Source organism: Streptomyces sp. WAC 04229, from assembly GCF_003947455.1.
Taxonomy (GTDB): Bacteria; Actinomycetota; Actinomycetes; order Streptomycetales; family Streptomycetaceae; genus Streptomyces.
In genome coordinates, this window is record NZ_QHJH01000151.1 from 1 (window position 1) to 16,948 (window position 16,948).

Annotated in this window: 20 protein-coding genes and 1 pseudogene; 8 read left to right on the forward strand and 13 right to left on the reverse strand. The window is 71.5% G+C overall.

The features are described from left to right. Positions 1 to 1,596, reverse strand: a 1,596-nt coding sequence (gene dacB, locus DMH12_RS28845) for a D-alanyl-D-alanine carboxypeptidase/D-alanyl-D-alanine-endopeptidase (protein ID WP_185832606.1), incomplete at its 3' end; no start/stop codon positions are given. 82 nt (positions 1,597 to 1,678) lie between these two features. On the opposite strand from dacB, the gene DMH12_RS28850 reads away from it, so the two are divergent. Together DMH12_RS28850 and DMH12_RS28855 are read left to right on the forward strand one after the other, a co-directional pair. Next, complete coding sequence (locus tag DMH12_RS28850; protein WP_064731883.1) at positions 1,679 to 2,170, forward strand: inorganic diphosphatase; 492 nt, start codon at positions 1,679 to 1,681, stop codon at positions 2,168 to 2,170. Positions 2,171 to 2,283: 113 nt separating this feature from the next. Then, complete coding sequence (locus DMH12_RS28855) at positions 2,284 to 3,993, forward strand: threonine/serine exporter ThrE family protein (RefSeq protein WP_125494377.1); 1,710 nt, start codon at positions 2,284 to 2,286, stop codon at positions 3,991 to 3,993. Between the two features lie 104 nt (positions 3,994 to 4,097). Here the strand turns inward: DMH12_RS28855 and DMH12_RS28860 are convergent, their stop codons facing one another. Then, positions 4,098 to 4,913 (reverse strand): DedA family protein, encoded by an 816-nt coding sequence (locus tag DMH12_RS28860; protein WP_125494378.1) that lies wholly within the window; start codon positions 4,911 to 4,913, stop codon positions 4,098 to 4,100. Positions 4,914 to 5,045: 132 nt separating this feature from the next. Between DMH12_RS28860 and DMH12_RS28865 the strand changes: the two genes are divergently transcribed. Then, positions 5,046 to 5,411 carry a YbjQ family protein gene (locus tag DMH12_RS28865; protein WP_122616837.1) on the forward strand — a complete coding sequence of 122 codons (366 nt, stop codon included), beginning with the start codon at positions 5,046 to 5,048 and terminating at the stop codon, positions 5,409 to 5,411. A gap of 21 nt (positions 5,412 to 5,432) precedes the next feature. On the opposite strand, the gene DMH12_RS28870 is transcribed toward DMH12_RS28865, so the two are convergent. After that, on the reverse strand, positions 5,433 to 6,194 hold the full coding sequence (locus DMH12_RS28870; RefSeq protein WP_125494379.1) for a MerR family transcriptional regulator: 762 nt from the start codon (positions 6,192 to 6,194) through the stop codon (positions 5,433 to 5,435). A gap of 99 nt (positions 6,195 to 6,293) precedes the next feature. Between DMH12_RS28870 and DMH12_RS28875 the strand changes: the two genes are divergently transcribed. Beyond that, positions 6,294 to 7,715, forward strand: coding sequence for a glutamate decarboxylase (locus tag DMH12_RS28875; RefSeq protein WP_125494380.1), 1,422 nt, complete (start codon positions 6,294 to 6,296; stop codon positions 7,713 to 7,715). 18 nt (positions 7,716 to 7,733) lie between these two features. Here DMH12_RS28875 and DMH12_RS28880 read toward each other — a convergent pair whose 3' ends face one another. From DMH12_RS28880 to DMH12_RS28900, 5 genes are all read right to left on the reverse strand, one after another. After that, a complete protein-coding gene (locus tag DMH12_RS28880) occupies positions 7,734 to 8,462 on the reverse strand; it encodes an ABC transporter permease (protein ID WP_125494389.1) in 729 nt (242 codons plus the stop codon). A gap of 59 nt (positions 8,463 to 8,521) precedes the next feature. Continuing rightward, complete coding sequence (locus tag DMH12_RS28885) at positions 8,522 to 9,463, reverse strand: ATP-binding cassette domain-containing protein (protein WP_312023979.1); 942 nt, start codon at positions 9,461 to 9,463, stop codon at positions 8,522 to 8,524. A 73-nt stretch (positions 9,464 to 9,536) separates the two neighbouring features. After that, a complete protein-coding gene (locus tag DMH12_RS28890; RefSeq protein ID WP_125494382.1) occupies positions 9,537 to 10,187 on the reverse strand; it encodes a PadR family transcriptional regulator in 651 nt (216 codons plus the stop codon). A 33-nt stretch (positions 10,188 to 10,220) separates the two neighbouring features. Next, complete coding sequence (locus DMH12_RS28895; protein ID WP_125494383.1) at positions 10,221 to 11,681, reverse strand: aldehyde dehydrogenase family protein; 1,461 nt, start codon at positions 11,679 to 11,681, stop codon at positions 10,221 to 10,223. A gap of 71 nt (positions 11,682 to 11,752) precedes the next feature. Beyond that, positions 11,753 to 12,577 (reverse strand): helix-turn-helix transcriptional regulator, encoded by an 825-nt coding sequence (locus DMH12_RS28900; RefSeq protein ID WP_122616934.1) that lies wholly within the window; start codon positions 12,575 to 12,577, stop codon positions 11,753 to 11,755. Between the two features lie 377 nt (positions 12,578 to 12,954). On the opposite strand from DMH12_RS28900, the gene DMH12_RS28910 reads away from it, so the two are divergent. Further along, positions 12,955 to 13,455 carry an ATP-binding protein gene (locus DMH12_RS28910; protein ID WP_125494384.1) on the forward strand — a complete coding sequence of 167 codons (501 nt, stop codon included), beginning with the start codon at positions 12,955 to 12,957 and terminating at the stop codon, positions 13,453 to 13,455. A gap of 73 nt (positions 13,456 to 13,528) precedes the next feature. Here DMH12_RS28910 and DMH12_RS28915 read toward each other — a convergent pair whose 3' ends face one another. From DMH12_RS28915 to rpmG, 5 genes are all read right to left on the reverse strand, one after another. After that, the gene (locus DMH12_RS28915) at positions 13,529 to 13,798 is read right to left on the reverse strand and encodes a DUF397 domain-containing protein (protein ID WP_122616831.1); all 270 of its coding nucleotides are present in this window, start codon (positions 13,796 to 13,798) and stop codon (positions 13,529 to 13,531) included. Positions 13,799 to 14,105: 307 nt separating this feature from the next. Beyond that, positions 14,106 to 14,348: a 30S ribosomal protein S18 gene (gene rpsR, locus DMH12_RS28920; RefSeq protein WP_125494385.1), complete on the reverse strand. Its 243-nt coding sequence runs from the start codon at positions 14,346 to 14,348 to the stop codon at positions 14,106 to 14,108. A 3-nt stretch (positions 14,349 to 14,351) separates the two neighbouring features. Further along, positions 14,352 to 15,605, reverse strand: coding sequence for a GTP-binding protein (locus DMH12_RS28925; RefSeq protein WP_125494386.1), 1,254 nt, complete (start codon positions 15,603 to 15,605; stop codon positions 14,352 to 14,354). Then, the gene (locus DMH12_RS28930) at positions 15,602 to 15,853 is read right to left on the reverse strand and encodes a type B 50S ribosomal protein L31 (protein WP_122616829.1); all 252 of its coding nucleotides are present in this window, start codon (positions 15,851 to 15,853) and stop codon (positions 15,602 to 15,604) included. Before DMH12_RS28930 ends, DMH12_RS28925 begins: the two co-directional genes overlap by 4 nt. 6 nt (positions 15,854 to 15,859) lie before the next feature. Continuing rightward, entirely contained in the window at positions 15,860 to 16,024 is a 165-nt protein-coding gene (rpmG, locus tag DMH12_RS28935) for a 50S ribosomal protein L33 (protein WP_122616828.1), read from the reverse strand. Positions 16,025 to 16,096: 72 nt separating this feature from the next. Between rpmG and rpmB the strand changes: the two genes are divergently transcribed. The 3 genes and pseudogenes from rpmB to DMH12_RS28950 form a co-directional block, all read left to right on the forward strand. Next, positions 16,097 to 16,333, forward strand: a complete 237-nt coding sequence (gene rpmB / locus DMH12_RS28940) for a 50S ribosomal protein L28 (protein WP_122616827.1) — start codon at positions 16,097 to 16,099, stop codon at positions 16,331 to 16,333. Next, positions 16,333 to 16,638, forward strand: a complete 306-nt coding sequence (rpsN, locus tag DMH12_RS28945) for a 30S ribosomal protein S14 (protein ID WP_125494387.1) — start codon at positions 16,333 to 16,335, stop codon at positions 16,636 to 16,638. Before rpmB ends, rpsN begins: the two co-directional genes overlap by 1 nt. Positions 16,639 to 16,718: 80 nt before the next feature. Further along, positions 16,719 to 16,948, forward strand: a pseudogene (locus DMH12_RS28950) (hypothetical protein); the annotation flags it as partial.

The following is a 16,948-nucleotide window of genomic DNA, read 5'->3' on the forward strand; positions in this document are numbered from 1 at the left end:
CTCGCAGCCGCAGGCGGCCAGGCCCGTCGCCGCCCGGTCCAGGGTCGACTGTGCCGCCGCGGGGTCGGACGTCCCGTGCGCCATGAAGGCGAAGCCCAGCAGGCGGCCGTCGGCGGTGACGACGGTGCCGGCGAGGGTGTTCACGCCCGTCAGCGTGCCCGTCTTGGCGCGGACGACGCCCGCTGCGCCGTCCGAGTAACGACTGGCCAGGGTGCCGGTGAAGCCGGCCACGGGGAGGCCGGTGAGGACCGGGCGGAGCTGGGGGCGGGCCGGGTCGGCGGCCTCGGCCAGCAGGGCGGTGAGCAGGTCGGCGCTGACCAGGTCGGTGCGGTCCAGGCCGCTGCCGTCGCGGAGCGCGGCGCCGCCCACCGGCAGGCCGAGCCGCTTCAGCCGGTCCTTCATGGCGGCGGACGCCCCGTCGAAGTCGGCGGGCCTGCCGTCGGCCACGGCGGTGTGGCGGGCCAGGGCCTCGGCGAGGTCGTTGTCGCTGTTCGTCAGCATCCGCTCGACCAGGACGGACAGCGGCGGCGAGGACACCGCGGCGAGGGTGTCGGCGCGGTCGGTGGCCTTGGAGGGGCCGGGGGCCGACGCGGTGATGCCGTGCTGCTTCAGGAAACCGGCGAAGGCGCGGGCCGCGTGGGCGGCCGGGTCGGCCTCGCGCTCGGCGGGTCCGCTGGTGGAGTCGTCCGTCCGGGCCTCGTCGGCCATCAGGGCGGTGACGCGGGCGAGGTTCTCGTTGACCCCGATCGGGTGCATTTCGTCACCGGCGTAGAGCGTCGTGTCGTACGACAGCGTCACCTTGCGCAGGTCCCGCTTCTTCAGGGCGGCGGCGGTCTTGTCGGCCAGGGCGCGCAGGCTGGCGAGGCCCTTGGCGTCCGCACGCGCGGTGAGCGTGGGGTCGCCGCCGCCGACCAGGACGACTTCGCCGGTGTCGGCCTCCAGGGCGGTGCGGGTGGTGAGGCGGTGGTCGGGGCCGAGGGCGGTGAGCGCGGCGACCGCGGTGGCGATCTTGGTGGTGGAGGCGGGCGTGAGGGCCGCGCCGCCGTCGAGGCCGTACAGGCGCTTGCCGGTGGTGAGGTCGACGACCGACGCGGCGCGGTCGGTGCCGAGCGCCGGGTCGTCCAGGAGCGGCCCGAGGACATCCGCGAGGGCCTCGCCGCCCGGGGCCGCCTTGACGCCGCCCGGGGTGGTGGCGCCACCGAGGCCGGCCAGCACGGCCCCGGCGCTGGGCGCGGGACGGGGCGTCCCGGCCGCGGTGCCGGAGCCGCCGGACCCGCGACCGTGATCTGCGCCACCCGTGTGCTCCAGCGCGACGGCCCGGTCCCGCTCGGCCGTACGCTGACCCGTGGAGTCCCAGGGGCCGGCGGCGGTCACCACACCGGCGGCGAGAGCCAGCCCGGCGGTGGCGGCACCGGCGGTGTACTGCCAGGTCTTCGGCCTCGTGATCCGGGCGAGCCGCGGTCCCGTGGCCCGCGTGAACCGCGCGATCCGCGGTCCGGCGGCCCGGCCGAGGCGCGCCAGACGGGGTCGTACGGCGCCCGCGGCCCGCACCAGGTGCGGCCTCGCGGACCGCCAAGGCCTCAGCTCTGGCACCATCACCAGCCCCTTTCGCGATCACACACCGGCGTGAGGGACACTTAACCACCAGAACTATGTACTGATCATGGAGGAGCGTCCGGTGGAGTTCGACGTCACGATCGAGATCCCGAAGGGTTCGCGGAACAAGTACGAGGTGGACCACGAGACCGGTCGTATCCGCCTGGACCGCCGCCTCTTCACCTCGACCGCCTACCCGACCGACTACGGCTTCGTGGAGAACACCCTCGGCGAGGACGGCGACCCGCTGGACGCGCTGGTCATCCTGGACGAGCCGACCTTCCCGGGCTGCCTCATCCGCTGCCGCGCGATCGGCATGTTCCGGATGACGGACGAGGCCGGCGGCGACGACAAGCTGCTGTGCGTGCCGTCGACCGACCCGCGCGTGGAGCACCTGCGGGACATCCACCACGTGTCGGAGTTCGACCGCCTGGAGATCCAGCACTTCTTCGAGGTCTACAAGGACCTGGAGCCCGGCAAGTCCGTCGAGGGCGCCAACTGGGTGGGCCGGACCGACGCCGAGATCGAGATCGAGCGGTCCTACAAGCGCTTCAAGGAGCAGGGCGGCCACTGAGCGGCTTCCCTCCCGCAACGGGCCGCACGCAACCCGCGTGCGGCCCGTTCGCGTGCGAGTGCGCATACTGAGATCAACAGGAGGGTGAGTTCGTACCAGGGAGCGTTGCGCAGGTGACCGAGGCGGAGGACCGCAAGCCGCAGTCGGACGAGGCCCACAGCGCCTTCCGGCAGCCGGGCGGGATCGCTGCGTCGATCGACGACGAGTCGTCGACGACGTCCGAGTTCGAGATCCCGCAGGGACTGGCCGTCCCGCGGCACACCGGCACGGAGTCCGAGACGACCTCGGAGTTCTCCCTGCCGGACGGCCTGGAGGTGCCCACGGCCACGCCCGCGGACGCCGAGGGGTCGGCGTTCACGACGCCGAGCACGTACCACGCGTGGACCGCGCCGACCGCGTTCACCCCGGCGAGCGGATTCCCGGCGGTGAACCTGGCGGACGTGCCCTGGCAGGACCGGATGCGGGCCATGCTGCGCATGCCGGTGGCCGAGCGGCCCGCGCCCGAGCCCTCGCAGAAGCACGACGACGAGACCGGCCCCGCCGTGCCGCGCGTGCTCGACCTGACGCTGCGTATCGGGGAGCTGCTGCTGGCCGGCGGTGAGGGCGCCGAGGACGTGGAGGCGGCGATGTTCGCCGTCTGCCGGTCCTACGGCCTGGACCGCTGCGAGCCGAACGTCACCTTCACCCTGCTGTCGATCTCCCACCAGCCGTCCCTGGTCGAGGACCCGGTGACGGCGTCGCGGACGGTACGCCGCCGCGGCACCGACTACACCCGGCTCGCGGCCGTGTTCCAGCTGGTGGACGACCTCTCGGACCCCGAGACCAGCATCTCCCTGGAGGAGGCCTACCGGCGCCTCGCGGAGATCCGGCGCAACCGGCACCCGTACCCGACCTGGGTGCTGAGCACGGCGAGCGGTCTGCTCGCGGGCGGGGCCTCACTGCTCGTCGGCGGTGACGCGATCGTGTTCTTCGCGGCGATGGTCGGCGCGATCCTCGGTGACCGGCTGGCCTGGCTGTGCGCGGGGCGCGGGCTGCCGGAGTTCTACCAGTTCGCGGTGGCCGCGATGCCGCCGGCCGCGATCGGCATCGCGCTGACGCTGACCCACGTCGACGTGAAGGCGTCCGCGGTGATCACCGGTGGGCTGTTCGCGCTGCTGCCGGGGCGGGCGCTGGTCGCCGGTGTGCAGGACGGTCTGACCGGCTTCTACATCACCGCAGCGGCGCGCCTGCTGGAGGTCATGTACTTCTTCGTCAGCATCGTCGCCGGGGTGCTGGTGGTGCTGTACTTCGGCGTCCAGCTGGGGGCCAACCTCAACCCGGACGCCGAGCTGGGCACGGGCGACGACCCGTTCGTGCAGATCTTCGCCTCGATGCTGCTGTCGCTGGCCTTCGCGATCCTGCTCCAGCAGGAACGATCCACCGTGCTCGCGGTGACCCTGAACGGCGGCGTCGCGTGGTGTGTGTACGGCGCCATGCACTACGCCGGGGACATCTCGCCGGTGGCCTCCACGGCCGCCGCGGCGGGGCTGGTGGGTCTCTTCGGGCAGCTGATGTCCCGGTACCGGTTCGCGTCGGCGCTGCCGTACACGACCGCGGCGATCGGGCCGCTGCTGCCCGGTTCCGCGACGTACTTCGGGCTGCTGGCGATCGCCCAGAGCGAGGTCGACAACGGGCTGCTGTCGCTGTCCAAGGCGGTGGCACTGGCGATGGCCATCGCGATCGGGGTGAACCTCGGCGGGGAGATCTCGCGGCTGTTCCTGAAGGTGCCGGGCGCGGCGAGTGCCGCCGGCAGGCGGGCGGCCAAACGAACCCGGGGTTTCTAGCGGCGGGTGCGTTGGGGCGCCCCATGGGGGCGGGGGTTCCGTGCGACGGCGACCGCGGGTGCGTCGTGGTTGCTCGCGCAGTTCCCCGCGCCCCTGGGCGCGCTTCAGTAACCCTGGTTATAGGGGTCCTGGCCGGGCTGACGCCCGTAGTTCTGCGGGTACTGCTGGGCGTACGGCTGCTGGTACTGCTGGGGCTGCTCGTACGGGTCCACGCGGCGGAGCTGGGTCGTGGCGTCGTCCATCACCGGGTACTGGTGCTGCTGGGGCTGCTGGGGAGCCGCCGGTGCGGTCGCCGCGGCGCGCTTCTTCTTCTTGCGTTCGCGCAGGTACTCGATGGCGATCGGGACGACCGAGACGACGACGATCAGGACGAGGATCGGCTCGACGTTGGTGCGGATGAACTCGATCTGGCCGAGCCAGTAGCCCGCGAGGGTGACGCCGGTGCCCCAGGCCACGCCGCCGATGACGTTGTACGTGAGGAACGTGCGGTACTTCATGCGGCCGGCGCCCGCCACGATGGGCGCGAAGGTGCGGACGATCGGCACGAAGCGGGCCAGGACGATCGCCTTGGGGCCGTACTTCTCCATGAACTCGTGCGCTTTCTCCAGGTTCTCCTTCTTGAAGAGCTTGGAGTTGGGGCGGTTGAAGAGCTTGGGGCCGAGGAACTTGCCGATCATGTAGCCCACCTGGTCGCCGATGACGGCGGCCAGCACGATCAGGGCGCACACCAGCCACAGCGGCTGGCTGATGTACTCGCCCTGGGCGACGAAGAGGCCCGCGGTGAACAGCAGCGAGTCACCGGGCAGGAACGCGAAGAGTCCGGACTCGGCGAAGACGATGAGCAGGATGCCGGGCAGAGCGAAGGTCTCGATCAGGTAGTCCGGGCTGAGCCACTCGGGGCCGAGCGCAAGGGTGGTCACGGGATGTGGCTCCTGCTGCTGGGGGGGGCGGGCTGGACCTGGCTGCCCAAACGTACAACGCAGCCGCGGTGTCCCAGGTTCCACCGGGGTCCTCGGGGTGCACTGCCGCCCTGCCGGGGAAACCGGAGAACCATGGGTATTGAAGAATACGGCGGCGGACAGAGTCCCCAGTCCGATGTGCTCGTCGTGACCACGAACGACCTGCCGGGCCACCGGGTCCAGGAGGTGCTGGGCGAGGTCTTCGGGCTGACCGTGCGCTCCCGGCACCTGGGGAGCCAGATCGGGGCCGGACTGAAGTCGATGGTCGGCGGGGAGCTGCGCGGACTCACCAAGACGCTGGTCGAGACCCGCAACGAGGCGATGGAGCGGCTGGTCGAGCAGGCACGCACGCGGGGGGCCAACGCGGTGCTGGCGTTCCGCTTCGACGTGACGACGGCCGCGGACGTCGGCACCGAGGTGTGCGCGTACGGGACGGCGGTGGTCGTGGCCCGGGAGTGAGACCCGGGCCACGACCACCGCTCAGGGGGTGTGGCGGACGGCGTTCGCGAGGATCGCGTCGCGCATGTAGGCGGCGAGGCCCTCCCTGGCGGTGTCGATGTTCCGCGTGAACCGTTCGTCCGAGACGTACATCTCGCCCAGGCAGGTGTGCATCTCGTACCCGCAGTCGTAGTGGTTGCGGGCGATCCCCTGCCGGTGGTCCTCGGCCACGTCCATGGCCGCCTCGGAGTCGGCGGGCTCACCGGCGTCCATCAGGGCGACGAAGCGCCGGGTGAGGTCGTCGGCCTCGTCCTGGAGGCGCTGCCAGTCCTCCTTGGTGTACGAGGCGGTCTTCTCCTTCGACTGGCGGTAGGCGTCGGTGTGGCCCCAGCGTTCCTTGACCTCCTCCTCGTACTGGTCCGGGTCGAAGTCGCCGAAGACCTCGAACTTCTCCTCCGGCGTGAGGTTGATTCCCATGCTGCGTGCCTCCATGGCCTGCTCCACGGCCGCCGCCATCTTCTCCAGCTTCTCGATCCGGGCGGTCAGCAGCTCGTGCTGGCGGCGCAGGTGCGTCCGCGGGTCCGCGGCCGGGTCGTCGAGGAGGGCGGCGACCTCGTCGAGCGGGAAGCCGAGCTCCCGGTAGAACAGGATCTGCTGCAGCCGGTCGAGGTCGGCGTCGCTGTAGCGCCGGTGGCCCGCGTGGCTGCGCTCGCTGGGTACGAGCAGGCCGATGTCGTCGTAGTGGTGCAGGGTGCGCACCGTCACCGCGGCGAAGCCCGCGACCTGTCCCACGGAGTAGCTCACTTCCGCTCCCTTCTCTGACGCCGTCCACGCTGCCGCCTCACGTGACGTGAGGTGCAAGTCCGGGTGCGGGGTTCCCGGGCCGGACCTACCGTCGGTTGCATGCCACTGCATCACGGGCCCCACCCGCCGCAGGACGACGGCCGCGCCCGGCGCCGGCTCGCCGTGAACCCGTTCCACGGTCAGGCGAACCCGACCGGCGGTATGACCGAGGCACCGCCCACGCACCGCCTCCCCGACACCCCGCTGCCGCCGGAGAGCGCGTACCGGCTGGTCCACGACGAGCTGATGCTGGACGGCAACGCGCGCCTGAACCTGGCCACCTTCGTCACCACCTGGATGGAGCCGCAGGCCGGGGTGCTGATGAGCGAGTGCCGGGACAAGAACATGATCGACAAGGACGAGTACCCGCGCACAGCCGAGCTGGAGCGGCGCTGCGTGGCGATGCTCGCCGACCTGTGGCACGCACCCGACCCGTCGACGACCGTGGGCTGCTCGACGACCGGGTCGAGCGAGGCGTGCATGCTCGCGGGGATGGCGCTGAAGCGGCGCTGGGCGCTGCGCAACGCCGACCGGTATCCGGGGGCGCGGCCCAATCTGGTGATGGGCGTGAACGTCCAGGTCTGCTGGGACAAGTTCTGCAACTTCTGGGAGGTGGAGGCCCGGCAGGTGCCCATGGAGGGCGACCGCTTCCACCTGGACCCGCAGGCCGCCGCCGAGCTGTGCGACGAGAACACGATCGGTGTCGTCGGCATCCTGGGCTCCACCTTCGACGGTTCCTACGAGCCGGTCGCCGGCCTGTGCGCCGCCCTGGACGCACTCCAGGAGCGCACCGGCCTCGATGTGCCGGTGCACGTCGACGGGGCGTCCGGCGCCATGGTCGCGCCCTTCCTGGACGAGGACCTGGTGTGGGACTTCCGGCTGCCGAGGGTCGCCTCGATCAACACCTCGGGGCACAAGTACGGGCTGGTGTACCCGGGTGTCGGCTGGGCGCTGTGGCGGGACTCGGCCGCGCTCCCCGAGGAGCTGGTCTTCCGGGTCAACTACCTGGGCGGCGACATGCCGACCTTCGCGCTGAACTTCTCCCGGCCCGGCGCGCAGGTGGTGGCGCAGTACTACACCTTCCTGCGGCTGGGCCGGGAGGGTTACCAGGCGGTGCAGCAGACCGCGCGGGACACCGCCCGCGGACTCGCCGAACGGATCGAGGCGCTCGGCGACTTCCGGCTGCTGACACGCGGCGACCAGTTGCCGGTGTTCGCCTTCACGACCGCCGACGACGTGACGGCGTACGACGTCTTCGACGTGTCGCGGCGGCTGCGGGAGGGCGGCTGGCTGGTGCCGGCGTACACCTTCCCGCCGCACCGCGAGGACCTGTCCGTGCTGCGGGTGGTGTGCCGCAACGGCTTCTCCACCGACATGGCGGACCTGCTCCTCGCCGATCTGGAGCGGCTGCTGCCGGAGCTGCGCCGGCAGTCGCATCCCCTGAACCGGGACAGGGGGGCGGCCACCGGCTTCCACCACTAGGCCGCGTCCGCGTGCCGTTCACCGGCTGAGCCGCGCGAACCTCCGCACCGCCAGCGGGAAGAACACCACGAGCAGGGCCAGGGGCCAGGCGATCGCCGCCCACACGTGGCCGGACTCGCCGCCGGGGCCGCCGAACAGGTCGCGTACGGCGGTGGCCGTCTGGGACATGGGGTTCCACTGGACGACCGTGCCCAGCCAGCCGGGCATGGAGTCGGGCGTGGCGAAGGCGTTGGAGAGGAAGCCCACCGGCCAGACCAGGATCTGCACCGCCTGCACCAGCTCCGGCTTGCCGGCCACCAGGGCAAGGAAGATGCCGATCCACAGCATGGCGAAGCGGAAGAGCAGGAGCAGGCCGACGGCGCCCAGGAAGGCGCCGGGGCCGCCGTGGGTCCGCCAGCCGAGCGCGTGGCCGACCACGATCAGAACCGTGAGTCCGAGGGCCGACTGGAGCATGTCGGCGGCGGAACGGCCCACCAGGACCGCGCCGTTGGTCATCGGCAGGGAGCGGAAGCGGTCGACGACGCCCTTGTTGAGGTCCTGGGTGACGGCGATCATGGTTCCCTCCAGGCCGAACGCCATGGTGAGCGCCAGCATCCCGGGGACCAGGTAGTCCACGTACTCGCCGCTCACGCCCCGGCCGCCGCCGACCAGGTAGCCGAACATCAGCAGAAGCATGACCGGGAAGACCAGGTTGACGACCATGGTCACCGGCTGCCGCGCCCAGCGGGCCAGTTCCCGGCGGGTCATGGTCCAGGAGTCGGTCAGGGCGTAGGTCACGGGGTTGGGGTGCGGGACGGTGCTCGTGCTCACACGGCCTCCTTGGTGCGGTCGGTCAGGTGCAGGAACACCTCGTCCAGGGTGGGACGGCGCAGCGCCACGTCCTCGGCCTCCAGGCCGGCCTCCTCCAACGCCCGTACGACGCCGGAGAGGGCCGTCATGCGGTCGGTGACCGGGGCGCTGAGCAGTCGGCGGTCGGGGTCGACGCGGACGCCGGTGAGGGGCAGCAGGGCGACGGCGGCGCCCAGTTGGCCGGCGTCGCGCAGGACGACGTCGACACGGTCGCCGCCGATGGCGGCCTTCAGCTCGTCGGCCGTGCCGTCGGCGACGACCCGGCCGGCGTCAACGACGGAGATGCGGTCGGCGAGCTGGTCGGCCTCCTCCAGGTACTGGGTGGTGAGCAGGACCGTCGTACCGCCGCCGACCAGCGAGCGGACCGAGTCCCAGACCTCGGCCCGGCCGCGCGGGTCGAGTCCGGTGGTCGGCTCGTCCAGGAAGAGCACCTCCGGCTCGGTGATCAGGGACGCGGCGAGGTCCAGGCGGCGCCGCATGCCGCCGCTGTAGGCGCTGACGGGCTTGCGTCCGGTGTCGGTCAGCTCGAAGCGCGCGAGCAGTTCGCCGGCACGCGCGCGTGCCCGCCGGGCGCCCAGGTGGTGGAGGCGGCCGAACATCTCCAGGTTCTGCCGGCCGCCCAGCTCCTCGTCGAGGGCCGCGTGCTGGCCGAGCAGGCCGATGCGCAGCCGTACGGCGTACGCCTGGGTGGCGACGTCGTGCCCCGCCACCTCGATCCGGCCCGCGTCGGGCCGCAGCAGGGTGGACAGGATGCGGACCAGCGTCGTCTTGCCCGCGCCGTTCGGTCCCAGCACGCCGTGCACCGTGCCGCGCGGGACGGTGAGGTCGAGTCCGTCCAGCGCGTCCTTCCTGCCGTACTTCTTGCGTGCCCCTTCGACGGTGATCGCCGCGTCGGCCACTGCCACTCCCCTCGCTAGCCAAATTTGACTACTTCGCCAAAGTAACGCGCCTCGCGAGATTGGTCAAACTTGATTAGCCGACGTCTCCGGCGTCTCCGTGGTGCGGCCGCCCCGCCGCGAACGGGTTCTCCTCGCCCTCCGCCAGCACCCCGACGAACGGGTCGCCCTCGCCGGCGAAGGTGTACGCGCCGCCCCGGACGCGTTCGATGAGCCCCCGGGTCCACTCGGCGCCGGTGTCGGCCGAGTGGACCCAGAAATTCATGATCTCGCCGATGTGCCCGAGCTGCCCCGGGCCCTCCTCGGGCGTGTAGTACTCGGTGACGGCGCCCCGCCATTCCTCGATCTTCCGCACCCGTTCCGCCAGCAGCGCGAGGGCCTCCTCGCGCGGGAGGTCGACCATGAAGCCGAGCGCCGCGGTGAGCACGTCCGGCCGCTGGTCGTAGGCGGTGAGGTAGGCCCGCAGCAGGGTGAGGTACTCCTCGGTGCCCTGCTCGGTGACCTCGTACTCCACACGCGGCGGCCCGCCCGCCGTGGACGGCGCGATCTCGTGCGCGAGCAGCAGCCCCTGCTTCGCCATCTGCTTCAAGGCGTGGTAGATCGAGCCGGGCTTGGCGTTGGACCACTCGTGCGCGCCCCAGTACTCCAGGTCGTTGCGCACCTGGTAGCCGTGGGCCCGCCCGTGCTGACGCACGGCGCCGAGCACGAGGAGACGGATCGCTGACATGGGGTCCAGATTAGGGCCCGGCCACCGGGGACGTCAGAACGGGAACCCGCTGCGGCCGTGCTGCACCGAGATCCACTTCTGGGTGGTGAAGGCGTCCAGCATCGTGTCGCCGTTGAGGCGGCCGATGCCCGAGTGCTTCTCGCCGCCGAAGGGCACGATCGGCTCGTCGTGCACGGTGCCGTCGTTCACGTGGAACATGCCGGTGTCGATCCGCTTGGCGAAGTTCACGCCCCGCTCGACGTCCGCCGTGTGCACGGCGCCGCTCAGCCCGTACGGGGTGTCGTTGACCAGGCGTACGGCCTCCTCCTCGCCGTCGAAGGGGACGAGGAAGGCGACCGGGCCGAAGACCTCCTGCCGCAGCAGCGCCGAGTCGGCGGGCAGGCCGGTCAGGACCGACGGCTCGACCAGGTTGTCCGTGACGGTGCCGTGCACCAGGGCGGTGGCGCCCTCGGCGAGCGCCTGCTCGACCACGCCGGAGACCGCGTCCGCCTGCGAGGAGTTGATCACCGGGCCGATGACGGTCGACGGGTCGCGCGGGTCGCCGGTCTTGAGCGTGCGCACCTTGGCGACGAACTTCTCGGTGAACTCGTCGGCCACCGCGCGGTCGACCAGCACGCGGTTGGCCGCCATGCAGACCTGGCCCTGGTGCACGTACCGGCTGAAGACGGCGGCGTCGACCGCGTAGTCGACGTCCGCGTCGTCGAGGACCACCAGGGCGCTGTTGCCGCCGAGTTCGAGGACCGAGCGCTTGAAGTGCGCGGCGCAGACCGTGGCCACGTGGCGGCCGACCTTGTCCGAGCCGGTGAAGGAGATGACCTTGGGGACCGGGTGCTCGATGAAGGCGTCCCCGATCTCCGCGATGTCGGTGACGACGACGTTCAGCAGGCCGCCGGGGAGCCCCGCGTCCTCGAAGAGCTTCGCGACCAGGGTGCCGCCGACGATCGGCGTGTTCTGGTGCGGCTTGAGGACGACGCCGTTGCCCAGCGCGAGGGCCGGGGCGACCGACTTCAGCGAGAGCAGGAAGGGGAAGTTGAAGGGGCTGATGACGCCCACGACGCCGACCGGCACCCGGTAGACGCGGTTCTCCTTGCCGTCGACCGGGGACGGGATGATCCGGCCCTCGGGGCGCAGCGCCAGGTGGACCGCCTCGCGCAGGAACTCCTTGGCGAGGTGCAGTTCGAAGGCGGCCTTCAGACGCGTGCCGCCCAGCTCGGCGACGATCGCCTCGCTGATCTCCTCCTCGCGCTCCTCCACCAGGCGCAGCGCCTTCTCGAACACCGCGCGGCGCGCGTACGGGTTCGTCGCGGCCCACTGCTTCTGGGCGCGCTCGGCGGCCCGGTAGGCGGCGTCGACCTCATCGGCCGTGGCTATGGTGACCGAGGCCAGCTTCTCGTTGTCGTACGGGTTGAAGTCGATGATGTCCCAGGATCCGGTGCCCGGGCGCCATTCGCCGTCGATGTACTGCTGGGCGAGGTCGGTGAAGTACGACGACATGTGATCCCTCAATCCCCTGAGCTGCCGCAGCCGGAGCGGGCCGCCTGAATGGGCGTCATCGTACTTATGTTTCAGGAGAGTTGGAGGAGCCCCCGGAGAAGGTCCCGGCTCTCGTCCGGCCCCGGACTGTCCTGCTGGAGTTCCTTGAGCGCCGTCTCGTACTGGGTGACGTCCTCGTGCTTGTCGAGGTAGAGCGCGCTGGTGAGCTGCTCCAGGTAGACGACGTCCGACAGGTCGGACTCGGGGAAGCTGAGGAGCGTGAACGCGCCACTCTCGCCGGAGTGTCCGCCGAAGCCGAACGGCATGATCTGGAGGCGCACATTGGGGCGTTCGGACATCTCGATCAGGTGCTGGAGCTGTCCGCGCATCACCTCGCGGTCGCCGTAGGGACGGCGCAGGGCGGCCTCGTCCAGGACGATGTGGAATTCGGGCGCGTTCTCCGCGACGAGGTATTTCTGCCGCTCCAGGCGCAGCGCGACCCGCCGTTCGACGTCCGCCGCGCCGGCGCCCTTCATGCCGCGCCGGACCACCGCGCGGGCGTATTCCTCGGTCTGCAGCAGGCCGTGCACGAACTGCACCTCGTACACCCGGATCAGCGAGGCGGCGCCCTCCAGGCCCACATAGGTGGGGAACCAGCTGGGCAGCACGTCGGAGTAGCTGTGCCACCAGCCCGCGACGTTGGCCTCCTTGGCCAGCGAGAGAAGGGAGTTGCGCTCCTGCTCGTCCGTGATGCCGTACAGCGTCAGCAGGTCCTCGACGTCCCTCGTCTTGAAGCTCACCCGGCCCAGCTCCATCCGGCTGATCTTCGATTCGGAGGCGCGGATCGAGTAGCCCGCCGCCTCCCGCGTGATCCCCCGCGTCTCACGCAGCCGCCTGAGTTGTGATCCGAGCAGCATGCGCCGCACCACCGATCCGGGCTCTCCCGCGCTCACGTTCGCCAGCCTCCCCAACCGTCTTCAGGGGCCGAAGTCTGCCACTAAAACACTCCGAGCAGTACTCGTCCGGTTACGGAAACGGAATCGAGCCAAAGGAAACGCACAGGATCATGCAAGCGGTGATCCGAAACCGGTCGTCGCCAGAGATGAAGGGGAGGCGAAAATGACGGAAAAATTGCCCAACAAGCGGTACGGGCAGGTCCATTTCGGTCACGTGCACGTGCATCTGCCCTTGCATCTGCGGTACTCATCCGAAACCATGGTCCCGCACCACCGCGCCGCATCGCTACGACCGCGAATTCCCGGGAGTGCCTCGCATGGGGACGAATGGATCGACCATGCTCGAGCCGTTACGGCAGGGCCTTCCGCCACTCGACCCCGCGGCCGTGTCCAACGCCGCCTCCTGCGCCCTCCCGCCGCGCTTCGAAGCGGTGCGCGAGGCCCGGAGATTCACGCGCAGGACACTGGACGGCTGGGGCGCCGGCGAGCGCTTCGACGACGTCTGCCTGGTGGTCTCCGAACTCGTCACCAACGCCCTGCGTCACGCGCTTCCGGCGGACACCCCCCGGCACGCGGAGCACAACGGCCCCGTCCGGCTGCACCTGATGCGCTGGACCGAGCGGCTGGTGTGCGCGGTGCGCGACCCCAGCCACGACAGTCCGGTGGCCCGCGAGACCGACGACTTCTCGGCCGAGTCGGGCCGCGGCCTCTTCCTCGTGGACTCCTTCAGCGACAGCTGGGGCTGGCACCCGCTCGCCGGGACGCTCAACGGCAAGGTCGTCTGGGCGCTGTTCCGGCTCCCCGGGCCCTGCGAGGGGACGGACCCGGTCTACGGATGACGCTGTGCCGCGACGCCTCGACGCCTCGCGGTTCTACGCGTGTCACCCCGGAGGTGCCACGTGCCGCCTCGGGTCAGCTCGTGACCAGGTGGTCGAACTCGCCGTCCTTGACGCCGAGCAGCATGGCCTCGATCTCGGCCCGCGTGTAGACGAGCGCGGGCCCGTCGGGAAAGCGGGAGTTGCGCACCGCGACGGCGCCGTCGGGAAGCCGCGCGAACTCCACGCACGACCCCTGCGAGTTGCTGTGCCGGCTTTTCTGCCAGGCTGCGTCGTGCAGCTGCGTGGCGGCCATGCCGTTGTACACGCCGGACACGCGGTCAACGTCGTACACGTCGTGGTCCACAGGTCGCTCCCCGGTGGTGCACTGGCTGATGTGGCCATTGATGCAGTGGTCAACTGATCCGGATCATAACCCCGTTCACGTGCTGATGCATGAGCAAATGCACGTGCACGCGCGGTGTTCCCGCGGTTACAGCCTTGACGGCCGCTTTACCCGAAAGCCCTTGCTCTGATGGACGCCCACTGCGGAGAAGACGTTCCCCGTTTGCCCCCGAATTCCTAGAACACGCAACAACATGCAACAGCGCCGGGGCTCCGCCCGGCTGGGCTGAGCCCCGGCGCGACGCCGGACGGGAGGGGTGCGGCGCTGGTCAGCGCGGTGCGTACGGAAGCAGGGCCATCTCCCGCGCGTTCTTGATCGCCCTGGCCAGCCGCCGCTGCTGCTGGGTCGTCACGCGGGTGACGCGGCGGCTGCGGATCTTGCCGCGGTCGGAGACGAACCTCCGCAACAGGTCGGTGTCCTTGTAGTCGATGTACGTCACTCCCGCCTGGTCCAGCGGGTTGGGCCGCTTCCCGGCGGGCTTGCGGTCGCTCTTGCGCGGGATCCGGGACATGGGTCAGACCTCCAGGAGGGTGTCGAAGCCGGACGGCAGCCGCTCCCAGGCGGCCCGCCCGGCGGCGTACTCGGCGTCGGTCAGCAGGCAGGACTCCAGGAGCCGCTCCAGGCCGTCGCGGTCGAGGCCGGGAGAGGTGAAGACCAGGTGCTGGCAGCGGTCGCCGTGCTCGGGGTGCCAGTCCAGCGCGGCGGCGGCACGGCGCACCGGCGGGACCAGGTCCCAGGCGGCGTCGGGCAGCGAGGCGAGCCACGGTCCCGCCCCCTCCACGCACAGCGCCCCGCCCGCGGCGTCCCAGTGCAGCAGCGTGTCCGCCTTGTCGGCCAGCCAGAACCGGCCCCGGCTGCGGGCGGCGGCACACGTCAGGTCCTCCAGCGCCGCGTACAGCCGGCCCGGGTGGAAGGGGCGGCGGCGGTGCCAGACCAGCGTGGTGACGCCGTGCGCGTCGGCCTCGGCGGGCAGCAGGGCACAGGCCGGGTGCTGGGCGGCGGCCGCGGCCTCCACGTCGAACCCGGCGAGGGCGGCGCGGGCCAGCTCGGAGGACGGGGCGGCGGGACGCCTTCCGGGGGCGCCGGCGGGGGCGTCACCGGGGACGCCGCCGTCGCCGTCTCCATGGCCACCGCCCTGGCCACCACCGGCCCCGACCGGCACCCGGCGGGCCGTCGGATGGAGCTGGGCCAGCAGCTCGCGGTCCTCGTCGTCGGCCTCCGGCGAGCCGGGGAACGAGTCGGCCAGGGCGAGGACCGGGGCGTACTCCAGCTGGCGCGCGAAGGTGTCGGCGACGGTGCGCTGGTCGGTGGCCGCGGCGGCGAGGCCGCCCTCGGCGAGGTCGTCGCCGTTGCCCAGGTACGGCAGCACCAGCGCCGGGTCCACGGCGGTGATCACGCCGGTGACGGTGAAGCCGCCGGCCGTCACCACCTCCGCCATGGCCTTGGGCTCCACGGAGTCCCACAGCTCGACCACCGCCAGCGGGGTGCCCCCGGCGTCCGCCAGCCGGACCAGCTCGGGGACGAGGTCCTCGCGCAGGGCGCAGCAGGCGCAGTCGTTGACGAGGGGCGCCTCGCCGGCGGAGAGGATGCCGGTGGCGTCCCGCACGGTCCGTACGACCGTGCCCGCGGCGGCCGTCGCCAGGTCGTGGTGGAGGACGACGCTGCCGGGCACGTCGGCCAGCAGCCGCGCCACGGTCGCCCGGCGGGCCTCGGCGTGCAGCCCGCCGACGATCACCACCGGCAGCGCCGGGCGGTCCGGGCCGCTCATGCCCCGCCCTTCCCGTACCGGCGTGCGAAGCGCTCCACGCGTCCGGCGGTGTCCAGGACGCGGGCGGTACCCGTGTAGAAGGGGTGGCTGACGTTCGAGGTCTCGACGTCGACGACCGGGTAGGTCCGGCCGTCCTCCCACTCGACGGTGCGCTCGCTGGTCATCGTCGAGCGGGTGAGGAAGGCGTGGTTCGCCGCGCGGTCGCGGAAGACGACCGGGCGGTATTCGGGGTGGATTCCCTCGCGCATGACGGGTCAGCGCTCCTCTCGGAAGTCGACGTGCCGGCCGGCCACCGGGTCGTACTTGCGCAGGGTCAGCCGGTCCGGGTCGTTGCGGCGGTTCTTGCGGGTGACGTAGGTGAAGCCGGTGCCGGCGGTGGACCGGAGCTTGACGACCGGACGGAGTTCGTTGCGTGCCATGCTGGTATCTTACTGAAAATGAATTCCATTAACAGTTACGTCCGCCCCCTCTGAAGGAGAGGTACGTCACCCGTGTCCGCCCACTGCATGCTGACCGGCGCCGAACCCGGCTTCGGCAACCGCGTCTCCCACTCCCACCGGCGCACCTCGCGCCGCTTCGACCCCAACGTCCAGAGCAAGCGGTACTGGCTGCCGAGCGAGCGCAGGCACGTACGGCTGCGGCTGAGCACGAAGGGGATCAGGACGGTCGACGCGATCGGCGTGGAGGCGGCCGTGGCCCGCATCCGCGCCCGGGGAGTGAAGGTCTGATGGCGAAGAAGAGCAAGATCGCGAAGAACGAGCAGCGGCGGGCGACCGTCGCGCGGTACGCGGCGCGCCGGGCCGAACTGAAGGAGATCGTCCGGCGCCCGTCCTCGACCGGGGCCGAACGGCTCGCGGCCCAGCGGGAACTGCGCGGGCAGCCGCGCGACGCGAGCCCCACGCGGGTGCGCAACCGCGACCAGGTCGACGGACGCCCGCGCGGTTACCTCCGCACGTTCGGGCTGTCCCGGGTGAACCTGCGCGAGCAGGCGCACGCCGGACATCTTCCGGGGGTCCGCAAGGCGTCCTGGTAACTTGCGGCTGTCCTCAGGTCGTCCCGGGGTTGCGATGCCCTGGGCCGGCCCGGCCGTCCGGCTACAGCTTGGAGCTTCCCGTGACGTTGGTGACTGCGGAGAGTACGGCGAGCGCGACGCGTACGGATGACCTTCTGCCGCTGCCCCGCGCGGGGCGCTCGCACGAGCCGCGCCCGCACGGGCGGGCGCGACGGTCCGTGCGCGCCGCGGCCGTGATCCTCGGACTGGTGGGCACGCTGGCGCTGACCGCGTGCACCGACGGCGGCTCCGACGACGGCGGCCCGGGCGGGGGCGGCTCGGGCCGCCGTCG